The sequence below is a fragment of the Bacillus sp. A1 genome, assembly GCF_042296235.1.
Lineage (GTDB): Bacteria > Bacillota > Bacilli > Bacillales > Bacillaceae > Bacillus > Bacillus velezensis.
In genome coordinates, this window is the sequence record NZ_CP141181.1 from 167,501 (window position 1) to 182,500 (window position 15,000).

General features: G+C 40.7%; 16 protein-coding genes, 3 tRNA genes, 1 rRNA gene and 3 pseudogenes (2 of these 23 only partly in view). 16 read left to right on the plus strand and 7 right to left on the minus strand.

The genetic code is table 11. The features are described 5' to 3' along the window. The 4 genes from U2H13_RS00975 to U2H13_RS00990 form a co-directional block, all read right to left on the minus strand. On the minus strand, positions 1–222 hold the beginning of the coding sequence (locus tag U2H13_RS00975) for a tyrosine-type recombinase/integrase (protein ID WP_376700623.1). It extends 771 nt beyond the left edge of the window; 222 of the gene's 993 nt are visible here — the first part of the coding sequence; it begins with the start codon at positions 220–222; its stop codon lies off the left edge, out of view. 31 nt (positions 223–253) lie between these two features. Continuing rightward, positions 254–784, minus strand: a complete 531-nt coding sequence (locus U2H13_RS00980; RefSeq protein ID WP_021494558.1) for an ImmA/IrrE family metallo-endopeptidase — start codon at positions 782–784, stop codon at positions 254–256. A gap of 79 nt (positions 785–863) precedes the next feature. Further along, the gene (locus U2H13_RS00985; RefSeq protein ID WP_021494559.1) at positions 864–1,469 is read right to left on the minus strand and encodes a hypothetical protein; all 606 of its coding nucleotides are present in this window, start codon (positions 1,467–1,469) and stop codon (positions 864–866) included. A 231-nt stretch (positions 1,470–1,700) separates the two neighbouring features. Continuing rightward, complete coding sequence (locus tag U2H13_RS00990; RefSeq protein WP_021494560.1) at positions 1,701–1,934, minus strand: hypothetical protein; 234 nt, start codon at positions 1,932–1,934, stop codon at positions 1,701–1,703. Between the two features lie 26 nt (positions 1,935–1,960). Here U2H13_RS00990 and U2H13_RS00995 point away from each other — a divergent pair. The 9 genes and pseudogenes from U2H13_RS00995 to U2H13_RS01035 form a co-directional block, all read left to right on the plus strand. Then, positions 1,961–2,206, plus strand: a pseudogene (locus U2H13_RS00995) (hypothetical protein); the annotation flags it as partial. Next, positions 2,145–2,963: pseudogene (locus U2H13_RS01000) on the plus strand (phage portal protein); the annotation flags it as partial. The pseudogenes U2H13_RS00995 and U2H13_RS01000, both read left to right, overlap by 62 nt. Then, a complete protein-coding gene (locus tag U2H13_RS01005; RefSeq protein WP_121984788.1) occupies positions 2,947–3,864 on the plus strand; it encodes a phage minor head protein in 918 nt (305 codons plus the stop codon). The pseudogene U2H13_RS01000 and the gene U2H13_RS01005, both read left to right, overlap by 17 nt. A 43-nt stretch (positions 3,865–3,907) precedes the next feature. Next, positions 3,908–4,651, plus strand: a complete 744-nt coding sequence (locus tag U2H13_RS01010) for a hypothetical protein (protein ID WP_376700624.1) — start codon at positions 3,908–3,910, stop codon at positions 4,649–4,651. Positions 4,652–4,680: 29 nt separating this feature from the next. Then, a complete protein-coding gene (locus U2H13_RS01015) occupies positions 4,681–5,856 on the plus strand; it encodes an XkdF-like putative serine protease domain-containing protein (protein ID WP_021494564.1) in 1,176 nt (391 codons plus the stop codon). 29 nt (positions 5,857–5,885) lie between these two features. Beyond that, the gene (locus U2H13_RS01020; RefSeq protein ID WP_376700625.1) at positions 5,886–6,854 is read left to right on the plus strand and encodes a hypothetical protein; all 969 of its coding nucleotides are present in this window, start codon (positions 5,886–5,888) and stop codon (positions 6,852–6,854) included. 71 nt (positions 6,855–6,925) lie between these two features. Further along, the gene (locus tag U2H13_RS01025; RefSeq protein WP_025284124.1) at positions 6,926–7,204 is read left to right on the plus strand and encodes a hemolysin XhlA family protein; all 279 of its coding nucleotides are present in this window, start codon (positions 6,926–6,928) and stop codon (positions 7,202–7,204) included. 12 nt (positions 7,205–7,216) lie between these two features. Continuing rightward, complete coding sequence (locus U2H13_RS01030; protein WP_025284125.1) at positions 7,217–7,480, plus strand: phage holin; 264 nt, start codon at positions 7,217–7,219, stop codon at positions 7,478–7,480. A 55-nt stretch (positions 7,481–7,535) separates the two neighbouring features. After that, positions 7,536–8,480 carry an N-acetylmuramoyl-L-alanine amidase gene (locus tag U2H13_RS01035; RefSeq protein ID WP_376700626.1) on the plus strand — a complete coding sequence of 315 codons (945 nt, stop codon included), beginning with the start codon at positions 7,536–7,538 and terminating at the stop codon, positions 8,478–8,480. 46 nt (positions 8,481–8,526) lie between these two features. On the opposite strand, the gene U2H13_RS01040 is transcribed toward U2H13_RS01035, so the two are convergent. Then, entirely contained in the window at positions 8,527–8,850 is a 324-nt protein-coding gene (locus tag U2H13_RS01040; protein WP_021494568.1) for a hypothetical protein, read from the minus strand. Between the two features lie 123 nt (positions 8,851–8,973). Between U2H13_RS01040 and U2H13_RS01045 the strand changes: the two genes are divergently transcribed. Continuing rightward, complete coding sequence (locus U2H13_RS01045) at positions 8,974–10,098, plus strand: amidase domain-containing protein (RefSeq protein ID WP_021494569.1); 1,125 nt, start codon at positions 8,974–8,976, stop codon at positions 10,096–10,098. Between the two features lie 327 nt (positions 10,099–10,425). Here U2H13_RS01045 and U2H13_RS01050 read toward each other — a convergent pair. Then, positions 10,426–10,662: pseudogene (locus tag U2H13_RS01050) on the minus strand (T7SS effector LXG polymorphic toxin); the annotation flags it as partial. Between the two features lie 211 nt (positions 10,663–10,873). Between U2H13_RS01050 and U2H13_RS01055 the strand changes: the two are divergent. Further along, on the plus strand, positions 10,874–12,001 hold the full coding sequence (locus U2H13_RS01055; RefSeq protein WP_129092089.1) for a Rap family tetratricopeptide repeat protein: 1,128 nt from the start codon (positions 10,874–10,876) through the stop codon (positions 11,999–12,001). A 177-nt stretch (positions 12,002–12,178) separates the two neighbouring features. Here U2H13_RS01055 and U2H13_RS01060 read toward each other — a convergent pair whose 3' ends face one another. After that, positions 12,179–12,367 (minus strand): hypothetical protein, encoded by a 189-nt coding sequence (locus U2H13_RS01060; protein WP_129092090.1) that lies wholly within the window; start codon positions 12,365–12,367, stop codon positions 12,179–12,181. Between the two features lie 327 nt (positions 12,368–12,694). On the opposite strand from U2H13_RS01060, the gene U2H13_RS01065 reads away from it, so the two are divergent. The 5 genes from U2H13_RS01065 to U2H13_RS01085 form a co-directional block, all read left to right on the plus strand. Continuing rightward, positions 12,695–12,904, plus strand: a complete 210-nt coding sequence (locus U2H13_RS01065; RefSeq protein WP_021494575.1) for a LexA family transcriptional regulator — start codon at positions 12,695–12,697, stop codon at positions 12,902–12,904. A 582-nt stretch (positions 12,905–13,486) separates the two neighbouring features. Beyond that, a tRNA-Gly gene (locus U2H13_RS01070) sits at positions 13,487–13,561 on the plus strand. 32 nt (positions 13,562–13,593) lie between these two features. Then, positions 13,594–13,670: transfer RNA gene (locus U2H13_RS01075), tRNA-Arg, on the plus strand. A gap of 16 nt (positions 13,671–13,686) precedes the next feature. After that, positions 13,687–13,763 (plus strand) — tRNA-Pro (locus U2H13_RS01080). Between the two features lie 291 nt (positions 13,764–14,054). Beyond that, positions 14,055–15,000, plus strand: a 16S ribosomal RNA gene (locus U2H13_RS01085); it runs 604 nt beyond the window's last position.

The window sequence follows — 15,000 nt, forward strand, 5'->3', positions numbered from 1 at the left end:
AATAATTCGATAACGGGCATGAATACTTGAAGATGAGATTTTTTCATTACTCTTTTTGTAGTCATCTAAAAAATTCAGAATATGGATTGGCTGAATATCTTCTAAATGCATATCACCAAACCATGGCCTAATTTCTTTACTCATTATATAGTTATAGGTTTCAATTGTTTTCCCGTCGAGGTGACTCATTGCATATTTGTTTTCCCAGTCATCTACAAACATATTGAATGTTCACGATTTTTCTCCTCTTTTCTCAATACTCGGCATAGACAAACTTCTCCTTTTCTAATTTTTGAGTTAGGAAAGCATGATATTTAAAACTGAATAGCTTACGAAGATACATATCCAGGCGTGTCTCTGCGAATGGATACGTAACTTGAAATAAGTTGGATATGTAGGTTATTGCCTCACGTTTGGTGGCCGGTAAAACGAGATTCTTTAACATAAAAGTGGGAACTGCGAAGTGATACATAAAAGCATTTGCCTGATTCTCCTGCAGCTCTCTAAATAGGGATGGGATCTTGTATTGAACACCGACATGATTAATGTGATGGCAGAGTTCATGGCAAAAATCTTCCCATTGCTTCTTTTTAGAAATACGGGAATCAAGGATAATACAAGCCATCCCCAGTAATTTCACAGCTACACTCTTTTCATTTTTGTAGTAAATTAATATCTTTAATCGATCTGCGATTTTTTCTAAGTCTCCAGCTCCTGGCTCAGTAATTCCTATACCGGAATAAATAGATCTAATTCTTTCTTCAAGTAATGATAGTTGAAACAAAATAAATCCTCCTGCAGTAACTACAAACCTATGTTCGGTTTTTTTGTTTAAAAGAAAAGCCTGAAAAAGCAGGCTCATTTTAATGCTCTAAGTTAATCTTTATATCCATCTTATCCCCTAGTGCTGTAGCATTCTCATCGCTTGGGGATGCAACCCTTAGACGAATTGAATCTAAATTTTCTATATCCTCTTCATTTTGAAAGATATAAAAAACAGATCCACTGTCTTTCACTTTCCCAATATACTCTCCGAGAAGGTCGTCACTTTCATCAAGAGAAGGTTCCTCAACTTGTACTCCGGTGCTTGTAGCAAGTTTTATACTATCTGGTGTGAAATTTACTACTCCATCAGATGTATTCTTCGCTTCCAGTTCAAGTTCAATAAAAGGCGTTTTCTCATTAGCCACCGCTGCAATTACTCTTTTCACAGTAAGTTGCATAGGGCCGGATTTAGCTGTGGTTTCTTTATTGCTTATGGCCGTTACTTTTGCTGTTCCACCATCAATTTCATATACATCTCCAACTTCGTTGGGCCCGTTTTCGGAAATATCCTGACTCTCCGACGAGCTGTTATCAGGAACACTGTTTTTGTTCCCGGAAGATGAAGAAGACTCTTCACTATTTTTGCAGGCTGTGAGCAACACGAGCGAAGCAATCAATAGCAAAGTCCCCAACCTCTTAAACAATTTTTGTCCCCCTTTTGATTTTCTTTATATCTCAATCAATTTACTTATTAGTGAACAGTTTATTTTACAGTACACGCTTACCGCAAAGCCTTGGTAATTCTACGTTTTCACGGGGCTGAAAATTTTTAATTTAACACTTAATTTTCTTTTTGTTAAACAAATGCTAAACAAATGTTTTACCAGAAGAAGAATTAAGAAGTTAAGAATTAAGAAGTGAAGAATGATAGTCTGCTATTCATCGAACCCTTTTTTGAGAAGATACTCTAAAAGCTCTTTCGCTTGTTCCTTGGTGATTTTTCCGTCACGGCCAGCAATTAAGGTTTCAGGGTCATTTAAGAGTTCATCTATCTTTGAGTCATGGGAGTCACCTTTTAGAAGGTAGTCTGTAGAGACATCCAATACTTTAGATAAACTAATAATTTCTGAATCAGTAATAGGGGGAGTACCTTTTTCTATACGGTTCATAACAGCATAATTTAGGTTTACACGCTTTGGCCAGTAACTCTGTTTTCATACGTTATGATGAACCTTACTATATCTCTGAACGGGATATCATCTTAATGCAGTCGTTCCCGTTGGATTATGATTTCATGGGCGCTAACACCCAGTATGTTTGTGGAATGAGTGTCCCGCCTATCATTATGGAAAAAATTTCTAAGAAAATTCTTAACCAATGGTTATATTGTCAATCTATACGGCGCCCGCAAAGCAGAAGAGCTGAATTTCATGTACTTTAAACAAGGCCGGCATATTCCCGCTGCTATTACGATCGAGAACGGAATGCTCTCGGAGGATTCGTATAAACAGTTGCAGGACTATATGAACGGCCTTGAAGGCGTGGAAAACTCACATAAATTTCTTTTGCTCGAAGCGGAAGGGATAGCTAAAGGGAAGAATATTCATGGTGATGAAGAAATAGTACCGGTCAAAGTAGACATCAAGTCACTTGCCGAGATTCTTCAGGAAGATGCTTTGTTCCTGGAGTATGATCAAAAGAGCCGGGATAAAATCCGCTCGGCGTTCCGTCTACCGCCAATTTATACCGGGGAAGCGCAGGATTACAACAGGGCGACAGCTGACACAGCCAGAAAGATTACTGAAGAGCAAGTCTTTCAGCCGGAACGGAAGGTACTTACCGGCAGACTGAACGCGTTATTTTTAAATGATCTTGAAATCCATAAAGTAGAGCTGCAGTTGAAAGGCCCGGACTTTCAGGACCCGCTCGAAATGGCAAAAGTGCTGACTCCTTTCATTACGGCTGGGGCTGTATCGCCTAACGATCTGAGAGATCTGGCCGGACGCGTGCTCGGCAAAACGCTTGAGGAATGGCCGGAGGAAGAATACAATCGGCCAATTGGTAGCAATGAAGCAACGCCTGCAGCGGATCCATTTACAGCACTGTTTAAATCCCAGAGCGGCACTCCAGATGTGATCGGGCTGTTGAAAGATATGCGGGATGTTTTGGAGGATTTGAAGAATGAACAAAACCGATAAGCTGCTGGCCAGTATTAACTCATTTATTCAAAAAGCCGAGGAAAGCGAAGGCCAGAAGCTTGTGGAGACGATTCCTGACTTCCCCGGCCTCTCTAAGATACCCCGTTACGTAGAAGATTATGAAAAAGGTATCGCCAGATTGCTCAGGAGCCAGCGTAAGAGGTTTTTAAAGGGATTGAATGGTTTTGTAAGCAAAGCTGATTCAGAGACGTTACAAGAGCTTCTGGTGTTTTTTACGCAGAACCTTTTTGCAGAGGATGATTTTCAGGAGGAGTTCCAGGAACTGACCGAGGATTTTCTGCAGCAGACACTTGAAGAGCTGGCCGCTGTCATAATGGATTCAATCGATCCTGAAGTTCCGTTCAAGGTTCTTTCTGCCCGCTCGATCGACTGGATTAAGGATTGGTCAAAGAGGCTGGCCGAGATTATGCAGCTCAACACACATGAGGCAGTGGAAACAGTGCTAACGGAAGCCATTGACTCAAGCTCATCTATTCAGGAGGTTGAACTGACTTTGAAGGATATGCCGCATTTTGATAGACCGAGAGCCCGGACAACGGCCATAACCGAGGTTCTTGCGGCTTCCTCTGCCGCTCAGCATGAATCTTATGTGCAGTCCCCGGCTGTATCTAAGAAGAAATGGCGGCACAGCGGAGGGAAGAAGAACAATCCGCGTGAGAATCATATAGACCTCGACGGCACAATTGTTGGTGTTGACGAAGAATTCAGGATACCAGGAAGCAGCGAAACCTGTATGTATCCGCGAGACACGAAGCTTTCCGCCGCTGAGCGGGTTCATTGTCACTGCGTTCTGTCACCTGTGGTAGATAACGAGATTTTAAGATTGTCAGCTGAGGAAAAAGAAGAGATTCGAAGAGAAGCCTTAGCAAACATGGAATAAAATAGTATAATGTCCTCATTACGTTTAGAGAATGAGGTATATTATGGATAATCAATGGATGATGCTAACAGTAAGTATTTTAAAAGAAGGATCCAAAGCTTTATATGAATTGCTTAAAATGATTCTAATCTCTTGGCCCTTGGCGATTGTTTTAATTGTGCTATTACTTAAAAAAAGTTTAAATGAGTTATTATTAAATAGGCTAATTACACTTCGAGTAGGCGGTGTTGAATTAGAAATAGCAAAACTTTTTGAGAGCATTGATAAAAACTTAGAGGAAACAAATGAAGTTCTTAAGAATGACGATGAGTCTTCAGAACAAATAAAAGTTGAGTCTTCAGAACAATTAAAACCTGAAGAAAAACCTGAAGAAAAAACAGAAACAAGTAATAAAACAAAAACACTTAAATTTCAGGGACGTTTTAAAAACAAAGCTGAGAAGGTGAGAATTAAATCTCTAAAAAATCCTGCATATGGTATGAGATATGTATATGATTTGTTTATTAAAGAACTCAATAGTATTCAAAAAGAATTAGGTCAACCCAATGAATATCCGGAAGTTTCATATTTTGTTATTTCTTTATATAACAATAACTTGGTAAAAGATAATCTGGTTGAAGCTATAATGGACCTGCTTGCTTTAGGTGAAATAGCGATGGGGAATCAAAATTACTTATCTCTTAAGCATTCGATAAATGATTTTACTATGAGAGATGCACAAGATTATTTTAGCAAATGCAGTCAATCACTTATACAATTAAGATTACAATTAAAATTATTAGAATAAAAAACTTCCTGAAGGGAGGTGAAGAACAAATGCCAAGAGAACTGATAAACGCAAAAATCACACATGTTTCTTATGTAGACAAGGCTGCTAATCAAAAGCAGTTCTTTTTTATGAAATCAGAAAAACAGCCGGACTTTCAAAAGGAAGTCAAGGTCCTTGCAAAAGAAGCAGACGAGCAAAAACTCGTTTACGGTATCGTTTATGAACCGGACACAGTGGATGCTCACGGGGATTTCATGACAGCTGCAGAAATTGAGAAGGCCGCTCACGGCTTCCTGAAAGATGCTCGTGAAATTGACAAGCAACATGACTTTCAGGGCGGCGTTGGTGAAGTGGTTGAATCTTATGTCGCTCCTGCTGATTTTGAAATGAATGGTGAAACCATCAAAAAAGGATCTTGGGTCCTTGTGACAAAAGCCTCCGAGGAAGTATGGGAGGAAATTAAGAAAGGCGAGATTACCGGTTATTCAATGGCCGGCATCGCGGATATCGCAAAACAAGAAGAAAAGCCTGTTTCTCCAGAGGACAACCACGAGAAAGGGCTTTTTAATTTGGTCAAAAACTTTTTTAATGCCAGTGTGGCCAAGGGCGCGGTTCGGGACAAATATGACGAGGGGCGCCAACGCCGTGAGTTTTGGGCCGCACAAGATGCGTTAAACTCAGCTTTATTCAAATGGGACTATCCCGGAGAGATGGAAAATGACCCTGCAAAAATCAAAGAAGCTCTGCAAGACTTCGTGGATATCGCTCAGGATGTATTGATTTCCGATGACATTCTAAAAGCGATCGGGCCGAAGCCGGAAGAGCTGCAAAAGGCCGGACGGAAATTCTCGGCTTCAAGCTTACAAGAAATTAAAAGCGCTCATACCGCTCTCGGCAACTTGCTGAGTCAGGTGGAGACGGAAGGAGAGGAAGAAGAAATGAACGCAGAGGATGTAGCAAAATCCATCGAAGCAGCGTTAGAGCCAATTCAGAAGCGGCTCACGGAATTGGAAAAAGAGGAAGATCCTAAAAAGAAGAAAGACGAGGAAAAAGCAGCTGAGGAAGAAGAGGCTGAGAAGTTTAAAAAAGCCATCACAGACGCTGTTCAACCGCTCGCTGATCGTATTGATGCCATTGAAAAAAGCCGCGGCGTTTCAAAACAAGAAGAGACCACGCAGGAAACCGCAGATGTTAAAAAATCAATCTGGGCCGGCCTTCTTTAAGCAGAAGCGGCAAACACAAGGAGGATCACATGAGAAATCAAGAGGTAATTGAAAAGGCAGAGATGACGCTTGCCAGCTTAAAGAGCGGCGGCATGATGAACCCAACACAGGCAAATGCATTTATTCGAATGGTTCAAGATGCGCCGACTATCTTAAATGAGGCGCGTGTCATTCCTATGGATCATGATACGCAAAAAATTGAGAAGATCGGGTTTGGGCAGCGGATTCTCAGGGCTGCCCAGGAAGGTGTTTCGCTGACAAAAGATCAAAAGGTTGCTCCGACAACAAGCACTGTCAGCTTGAGCACAAAAGAAGTCATTGCAGAAGTAAATATCACCTACGACACACTTGAAAACAACATTGAAAAAGAGGGACTGCAAAATACAATTATGCAGATGCTCGCTGAACGTGCGGCCGTTGATATTGAAGAGCTGTTAGTAAACGGTGATGCGGCATCTTCAGACTCATATCTCGCGCAAATAGACGGAATTCGAAAGCAAGCCACATCTCATATTGTGGATGTAGCGGATGTGAAGATTCGGGATTCAGTCTCAATTAAATCTGATAAACCGCTCCCGCTTGAATTTACATCAAGCAATGTAACCAAAGACGGCCGCTTAAAGGTAGAAACCCAAGGAATCGCGATTAATCCGGCTGATTTTGAAAGTGTACAGGCTAAAACAGCCGATATCGTTTTTCATGACAAAGTGGAGACCCCAGGTGAGGGGAATATTTTGAAAGTCGGTTCCTTTAAAACATTATTGATTGAAGTCTATGGCACGGCTGATACAAGTGAATTGAAGTTCTGGGGGAAATCTCTTTCAGGAACAAAACGCCCGCTGCGCGGCCAAAAAGTAGACGACGGCACCCTGGCTATAAGCACAGTCGGTAAGTCAGAAGCTTGGACTTTTGATATTACAGGATTCAAAGAGATCGTGATGGAGATTACCGCTTTAAATAATGGGAACTTTTCCGTAAAAGGGACAGCCGTCTCATAAAATAGCGGCTGTCCTTTTTAATTGCCTCATACAGGAGGTGAAAACGATGTAATAAAAGGGGGGGCGTACTAATGTCAGAAGTGACGGAGGTACCAGATGTGCATGTATTACAAAAAGAGATAATGGAAATGAAGACAGGTCAGAAAGCAATCGAACAGCGCGTAAATGTTCTTGAACGCGTTTCCGATAGGCAAGACCAGCAGATCATGACATTAAACGAAAAACTCAACAAGATCGAAGAGAACACAACTTGGATCAAGCGCACAATCACTGGCGCTATCATTACAGCGGTATGCACTGGTATTATTGGCGGCGCAATCGCTATTTTTTATACTGTTTTGCAGAAATAAGGAGGAAAATACATGAAAAGATTTGAAAAAGGCACGGTCGTCCGGACGGTGCTTCTTTTAATTGCGCTTATTAACCAAACAATGTTGATGTTTGGCAAATCACCTTTGGATATCACAGATGCACAAGTGAATCAGCTTGCTGATGCGCTGTATACTGCCGGCTCTGTAATATTTACTATCAGCACTACGCTTGTAGCATGGTTCAAAAACAACTATGTGACTGAAAAAGGCCATAAGCAAAGAGCCGTTTTAAAACAGCACGATTTGACCAAGTAAGAGCTGCCGTTCGGCGGCTTTTTTATATTCCAAAACAGAATAGGAGAGATTTTTCATGACAATTGCAGTCAAAAAAAGAATAGTAGAATCTGAGAAATATGCTCTGAAATGTCCGAATCCGATGACGCCGGAGTACATCACCATTCATAATACGGCAAACGATGCATCAGCCGCCAATGAAATCAGTTATATGACTGGTAACCCTGAATCGACAAGCTATCATTTTGCTGTCGATGATATAGAAGTGATTCAGGGAATTCCGCTGAACCGGAACGCATGGCACTCTGGCGATGGCACAAACGGAACCGGGAACCGTAAGTCTATTGCGGTAGAAATCTGCTACAGCAAGTCAGGTGGCGCGCGGTACCGGAGAGCAGAGGCGCTGGCTATCAAGTTTGTGGCGCAACTTCTCAAAGAGCGCGGATGGGGCGTTGACAAAATCAGAAAGCATCAGGACTGGAACGGAAAATACTGCCCGCATCGTATTCTGTCTGAGGGGCGTTGGGATCAAGTGAAAGCGGCCATTGCTGCAGAATTAGAACGTCTTGGGGGTAAAAAAGCACCCAAACCACCAAAAACAGAAACCAAGACAGGCGGGGCGACATACACCGTCAAGAAAGGCGATGCCCTTTCTGTCATTGCGCAGAAAACAGGCATAAGCATGGCAAACCTTCAGAAATGGAATAACATCAAAGACCCGAATAAAATCACAGTTGGCCAAGTGCTGAAGCTTACAGGATCATCCGGCTCTTCTAAGCCGTCATCCAGCGGTAAAAAATACGTTTACCTTCCGGCTTCTGCCGATTCATGGCGCATCTATCCGACTAACAAAGCTCCGGCTAAAGGGAACGAAATAAACTATTTGCGTCCAAAAAAATTTGGCGGACTTAAATACGATATTCTTGCGAACCCGCAAAAGGATGTCTACACGATCAAGACAGCTCAGTTCGGAAAGGTAAATATCTATGCTGCGAAGTCCACAGGCGCAACTGTAAAATAAACGAAAGTAAAAAAAGGCCCTCTCTATGAGAGGGCCTTTTAACTAATTAAGGTGCTGTTCCGCAATCGACTTTGTATTCGTCCTCCGTTACTTGCTTTGAATAACAGAGATAAGGAGTTTGACCAGTTTCACTTTTCCAAGCATTAAATAACATCAAAGAATAAAGACTTCCTGATGATTTATCACTTTCCCTTTTTTGAAGGATTGTGAAATAGCTTTGATAAGGGTATCCCATTTTATAGATTTCGTGTCTTATGGCTCCTCTTTCTGAAGAAGTATTGAACAAAACTGGTGAAAGGGGAGGCATTAAAATTAATATGATTAATACTGTTGCTAAAATGGAAAGAAATATTTTGGTTATTTTTTTCATTTTTTCCTCCTGTTCCTTTTATTGTATTTGATTTTATGTTATATTATTACATGTATTTTATGCCATATTTCAATTGGTGTAAATGATCAAAGTTTCCTATATTCTGAAAACGTGGAGGGTGTTATGAAAAAAGTAGTGTTGACTTCTTTATTTTGCTGTCTGTTACCTTTACTGTTTTTGTCGAATCATGTATTTGCCGCAACTTCTGAAAATGAAGAAAAAGGTAAAACGTATGTATCGAATGATGTTGGTTTGAAAGAGCTTAATACAATGTTAGAACAACAAAAAAGAGATTTTGAAAACAATGAGCCACTTGCTCATAAAGATGTTTCAAAATTAACTGATTCTGATGAAGCTGTTTTATTGTTTTATGCTTTCACCACAGTTGACAAACAAAAGCTGCATGAATTCACATATGAAATTAGTGATGTCACTACTTATGAAGAAAACAATAAAACATTTGTAGAGGCCTATATTGCTAGAAACTTTGTTTTTGGTGAAGAAAAAGTAGATACAGGATTAGGAGACAATATTAAATTGGAAATTTCTAATAATAATGTTTCCAAGAAACACAGTCTTTCATCAGAAAGCAAAGTGACACCTAAGACAAAAAAATCTTCTGCGCTTCATTTTGAGAATGAAGGTGACAATTCGTCAAATATAAAATTGGACGAGTTTCTAAAGAATTACAAGCAAGAAGTTGAAGAAAATAAAGAACTGTCAACGCAACAAAAATCTGAACCAGCAAAGTTCAACGAGTCGGAAGTATCTGCATCAGCTGTAAAAGGGTATAATCGTTGGAAAGCCATGCAATATGCTGACAAATATGCTTTGTCTCCAAATAAAAATTATAAATATTATAAAAATGGAGACTGTACTAACTTTGTATCTCAGGCTTTAAGAGCGGGTTCAATGCCTTATTTTAAAGAGTGGAAGCCTTATACAAATGCATGGATCAATGCCGGTTCTTTTAGAAACTATATTTTAAAAGCTGGCGGCATAAAAATGAAAACTGTAAAAGACGTTTATTCGAACATTGCGCTTGGTGATGTATATCATTATGATACTCGGAATAAAGTAGGTCTTCCTTTTCCTGATGGTTGGATGGAGCACACCGCTATTGTTACTAGTCGAGCTAATTATAAGATTCTTGTGAGTTACCATACTACCAATAGACACAATGTTCCTAGAGAGTATTACACTTCCAAAGAGGGTGGAAAACGTTACGCAAGTAGCATCCGTATGTAATTAAGATTTTTGATTTGACGAAAATTATATGATTTGAACACGTGGTGGCGCTGTTGGACTTTTCATTTCCAAAATCGCCACCACTTTTTGTTTAGTGGCTGCATGATATATCAAAATACTCAAAAATAATCAATTATAACGATGGAAAAGGGTAAGTTAAAGAAGAAGCCACCATTTAACAATTGGCGGCTTTGTTGTTTTTATGTAATTTAGGCAGACATAACATTACTATTTTTATTTTGTTTTGCGATCATCATAATACTGGCAATTAACAAAAGAATACCTGGCACAAAATAAAGAGAAAAGGTATAAGGTGATGGAAATCACTGTTAGAAAAGAGGTTTTCATGTCGGTCAATTCAAGCCATTCATTGGTGATGCCTGCATGATCTTGAAATAAAGCTTTGATGTTATCAGCGCCTTTGCCCGAAAAATCATTGTCGCTGAGGTCAGCCATGCCTTGTAATGCTTTTTTTAGATTCGTCATTTGTCTGCGCAATTCTTTGTATTCGGTTGCGCGTTGCTTTGCGGCGGAAAGAAGAGTATCTGCTTCAAAAACTCTCATAATTATATCCTTTCCTAATGAAATTGTTGACTAAATTTTACCATGTTAAAAAGGAACATGATCAATAACATGTTTTGTTAAACTTAAATGATTCTTTAGAAATGAGTCTAAATAGCTACATGAAGCGAAACCGCAAAAATGATTGCGGTTTTTTTTCGTCCAAACATATTATGGAAATGTTAGAATATTATATAAAAGGAGGAGTGGCCTAGTGAGTTCTGTTTTACCATCATCGGAGGTTGGCGTTAAGATTAATGAATGGTACAAAATGATACGTCAGTTCAGTGTTCCGGATGCGGAGATTTTGAAAGCGGAAGTGGAACAAGAAATAAATGAGATGGAAGAAGACGAGTATCTACTGATTTACTACACCCTCATGAAATTCCGCCATCAGCTCATGCTGGATTATTTAGAACCGGTGACTACCCGCGTGAGACCGACAATTGACGAGCTGCTGGAAAAAATCGAAGCATCAAATAAAGGAATTTCCGGCCTGCTGTGCTATTATTCTTTATTTTTCCGCGGCATGTATGAATTTGATCAAAAGCAGTATGTAAAGGCGATCGGCTTTTATAGAGAGGCTGAAAAACAACTCGTTCATGTGCATGATGAAATTGAGAGAGCGGAGTTTCATTTTAAACTGGCTGAAGCATATTACGGTATGAAACAAAGTCACGTCTCTATGCATCACGTAAAGCAAGCGCTCGATATTTACGATCAGTATGAGTTGTATAAGGTCCGGAAAATTCAATGTCTATTTGTCATATCAGGGAATTATATTGATTTTAAGCGTTATGAGAAGAGTCAGCCGCATCTTGAAAAGGCTCTTGAATTATCGAAAGAGTTAGATAATAAGAGATTGATTAGTTCTGCTCTTTATAATTTGGGTACAAATTTCGGAGATAGGGGCGACTATGAAAAGGCTGAGATATTTTTAAGGCAAGCAGTAGAGATAACCGAAAAAGCAAAACTGAGCAACTTGCCGCACTCTTTATTTTCTTATGCAAAATTCCTCTTTAAACAGGGGAAACTGGCTGAGGGTATCCAAGCAAGCAAAAAAGGTTTGTCGGCCGCGGTGTACCAAGGCGATAAGCTTTTCGAAAATCTTCAGGGGTATCTGAAGGCTCTTTATGTGGATGCAGTGGATCAACAGGGAGTTAATGAAACAATTGAGTATCTGGAGAAGAATAAGAATTACTCATATGTTGAAGATATTGCTTGTGAAACTGCATCTGTTTACGCAGATTCAAGGGAGTTTGAGAATTCTTATTTTTATCATAAAAAAATGGTTGATACGCAAACACAAATTCAAAGGGGAGAGTGCCTGTATGAATTTTAAAAAGAGCATTTTCATCGTCCTGGGTCTGTCATTGACTTTAGTATGTGGGTTGGGTATGAACTCAGTAGAAAAACAAGCACAAGATACAATCAAAGTAGCTTCAGATCGCCTTCAAACTTGAACGACTTACGCCTTTCTTCGGGAAAGGCTTTTTTTAGTTTCCTCATTATAATGTATTCAAAACATCCATCTGTTTTTTTTCTTATTCCATTTCAACATCCGCTGCCGCATAAGGTTCTTGACCGCTTCACGTATAGTCTGTTCATCTTTACCGGTTTTCCTCCTCAACTCATCCAAGGAGGGATTTTTCCCGAATTGGGTCATGTTAAAGATTATCCGGTACACTTTCCGCTCGAAATCATTCATTCGAAATACCTCCTCGAGTAAATAATACCAGAACAAACATTCCCTTTTCAACTTGATGTAGAACAAAGGTTCGTATAAAATAATAGTAAAGAAGGAGGGGGCGCAGCTTGCATCCATTGTTAAACCGCTCATTAAATGAAAAATCAACGCTGGACATGATCTACATAAAGAATGATGGGACAATCTCAAAGAGAGCAATCATAGTACATCAAATCAAGAATCAATACATTCGTGCGTTCTGTTTTAGAAGTAGACAGACAAAAACTTTCAGAATGGACAATATTCTCGCTGTGGCTCCCTCTAATTATAGAAGGGGAATCAGCAATCATGCGTAATCTAACAAAAAGGCAAGAAGATGCTTTAAACGCGATATCGAATTTCTTAAATCAGTATGGAGTGGCCCCGACACATCGGGAGTTAATGGAGGAACTTGGTTTGCGGTCCACCAGTTCGGTGAAGGGGCTGCTGGATAGGTTAAGAGAAAAGAATTACGTAACATGGCAAGAAGGATTACCGCGGACAATTAAATTATTATAAGGAAGAGCCCTGGATAAGTAAGGGCTCTTTTTTTTGACCGGCTCCAAACGTCTTATCTTGAGTGGGGGACGAATTGGGGACGAACTAAATTGTACGAGATCATTTTAAAACTGTCTAAAACATTAACACATATAACGAAACCCTTTTATAACAGGGAATATCCCTTTAAATAATTCTAAGACTTTAATTGACCTCTTCCATGGTAAGGAAGAGGTCAGCGGTTCGAGCCCGCTTGGAAGCTTATCTAAATACGTTGATCTGAAGCAGTTTCCGCATGTTATGGAACTGTTATTTTTTGTTTAGTTCAGTAAAAATCTGTTGCTGATTGTACCAGTTAAGGTATAGGTATTTAGCGCGTCTTCTAATGAAGCCTTTCTTCAAGGATGCAAAAGAGATTAACATAATTAATTGTTAAACGGTATTGACTTTTATCAAAACCTTGATATAATTACTTTTGTCATAATGAACAGTATGCTTTAGATTAGTCTGCGGGTTATACCGTTTGGAGTTTTACTGAATAAATAACAATACAGTTTTTGGTTATCTGATGCTGTATTCTGGCTGTACATTACATTTTTACTTGCGGAAGTAGTTCAGTGGTAGAACATCACCTTGCCAAGGTGGGGGTCGCGGGTTCGAATCCCGTCTTCCGCTCCATTTTATCCCAACGGGATATTGTGAAATTGATTGCGCCCGTAGCTCAATTGGATAGAGCGTTTGACTACGGATCAAAAGGTTAGGGGTTCGACTCCTCTCGGGCGCGCCATAATATATTTAAAAATCGGGAAGTAGCTCAGCTTGGTAGAGCACATGGTTTGGGACCATGGGGTCGCAGGTTCGAATCCTGTCTTCCCGACCATTCTCAAACTATAAAGATAATATACTGGTTTTCTTTTTTTTCTCTTTTTTTAAAAAAATGCTTGATTTATAGAGAGGCACCGTGGTATATTATTAAACGTCGCTGATGGACAGCAGACAACAACAAAAAGCTTCGGAAACAACTTGAAAAAAGTTATTGACATAAAAGAAGCTGAGTGGTAAGATAATAAAGCTGCTTCAACAAGCGGTAATGATCTTTGAAAACTAAACAAGACAAAACGTACCTGTTAATTCAAATCGCACAGCGATGTGCGTAGTCAGTCAAACTACTTTATCGGAGAGTTTGATCCTGGCTCAGGACGAACGCTGGCGGCGTGCCTAATACATGCAAGTCGAGCGGACAGATGGGAGCTTGCTCCCTGATGTTAGCGGCGGACGGGTGAGTAACACGTGGGTAACCTGCCTGTAAGACTGGGATAACTCCGGGAAACCGGGGCTAATACCGGATGGTTGTTTGAACCGCATGGTTCAGACATAAAAGGTGGCTTCGGCTACCACTTACAGATGGACCCGCGGCGCATTAGCTAGTTGGTGAGGTAACGGCTCACCAAGGCGACGATGCGTAGCCGACCTGAGAGGGTGATCGGCCACACTGGGACTGAGACACGGCCCAGACTCCTACGGGAGGCAGCAGTAGGGAATCTTCCGCAATGGACGAAAGTCTGACGGAGCAACGCCGCGTGAGTGATGAAGGTTTTCGGATCGTAAAGCTCTGTTGTTAGGGAAGAACAAGTGCCGTTCAAATAGGGCGGCACCTTGACGGTACCTAACCAGAAAGCCACGGCTAACTACGTGCCAGCAGCCGCGGTAATACGTAGGTGGCAAGCGTTGTCCGGAATTATTGGGCGTAAAGGGCTCGCAGGCGGTTTCTTAAGTCTGATGTGAAAGCCCCCGGCTCAACCGGGGAGGGTCATTGGAAACTGGGGAACTTGAGTGCAGAAGAGGAGAGTGGAATTCCACGTGTAGCGGTGAAATGCGTAGAGATGTGGAGGAACACCAGTGGCGAAGGCGACTCTCTGGTCTGTAACTGACGCTGAGGAGCGAAAGCGTGGGGAGCGAACAGGATTAGATACCCTGGTAGTCCACGCCGTAAACGATGAGTGCTAAGTGTTAGGGGGTTTCCGCCCCTTAGTGCTGCAGCTAACGCATTAAGCACTCCGCCTGGGGAGTACGGTCGCAAGACTGAAACTCAAAGGAATTGACGGGGGCCCGCACAA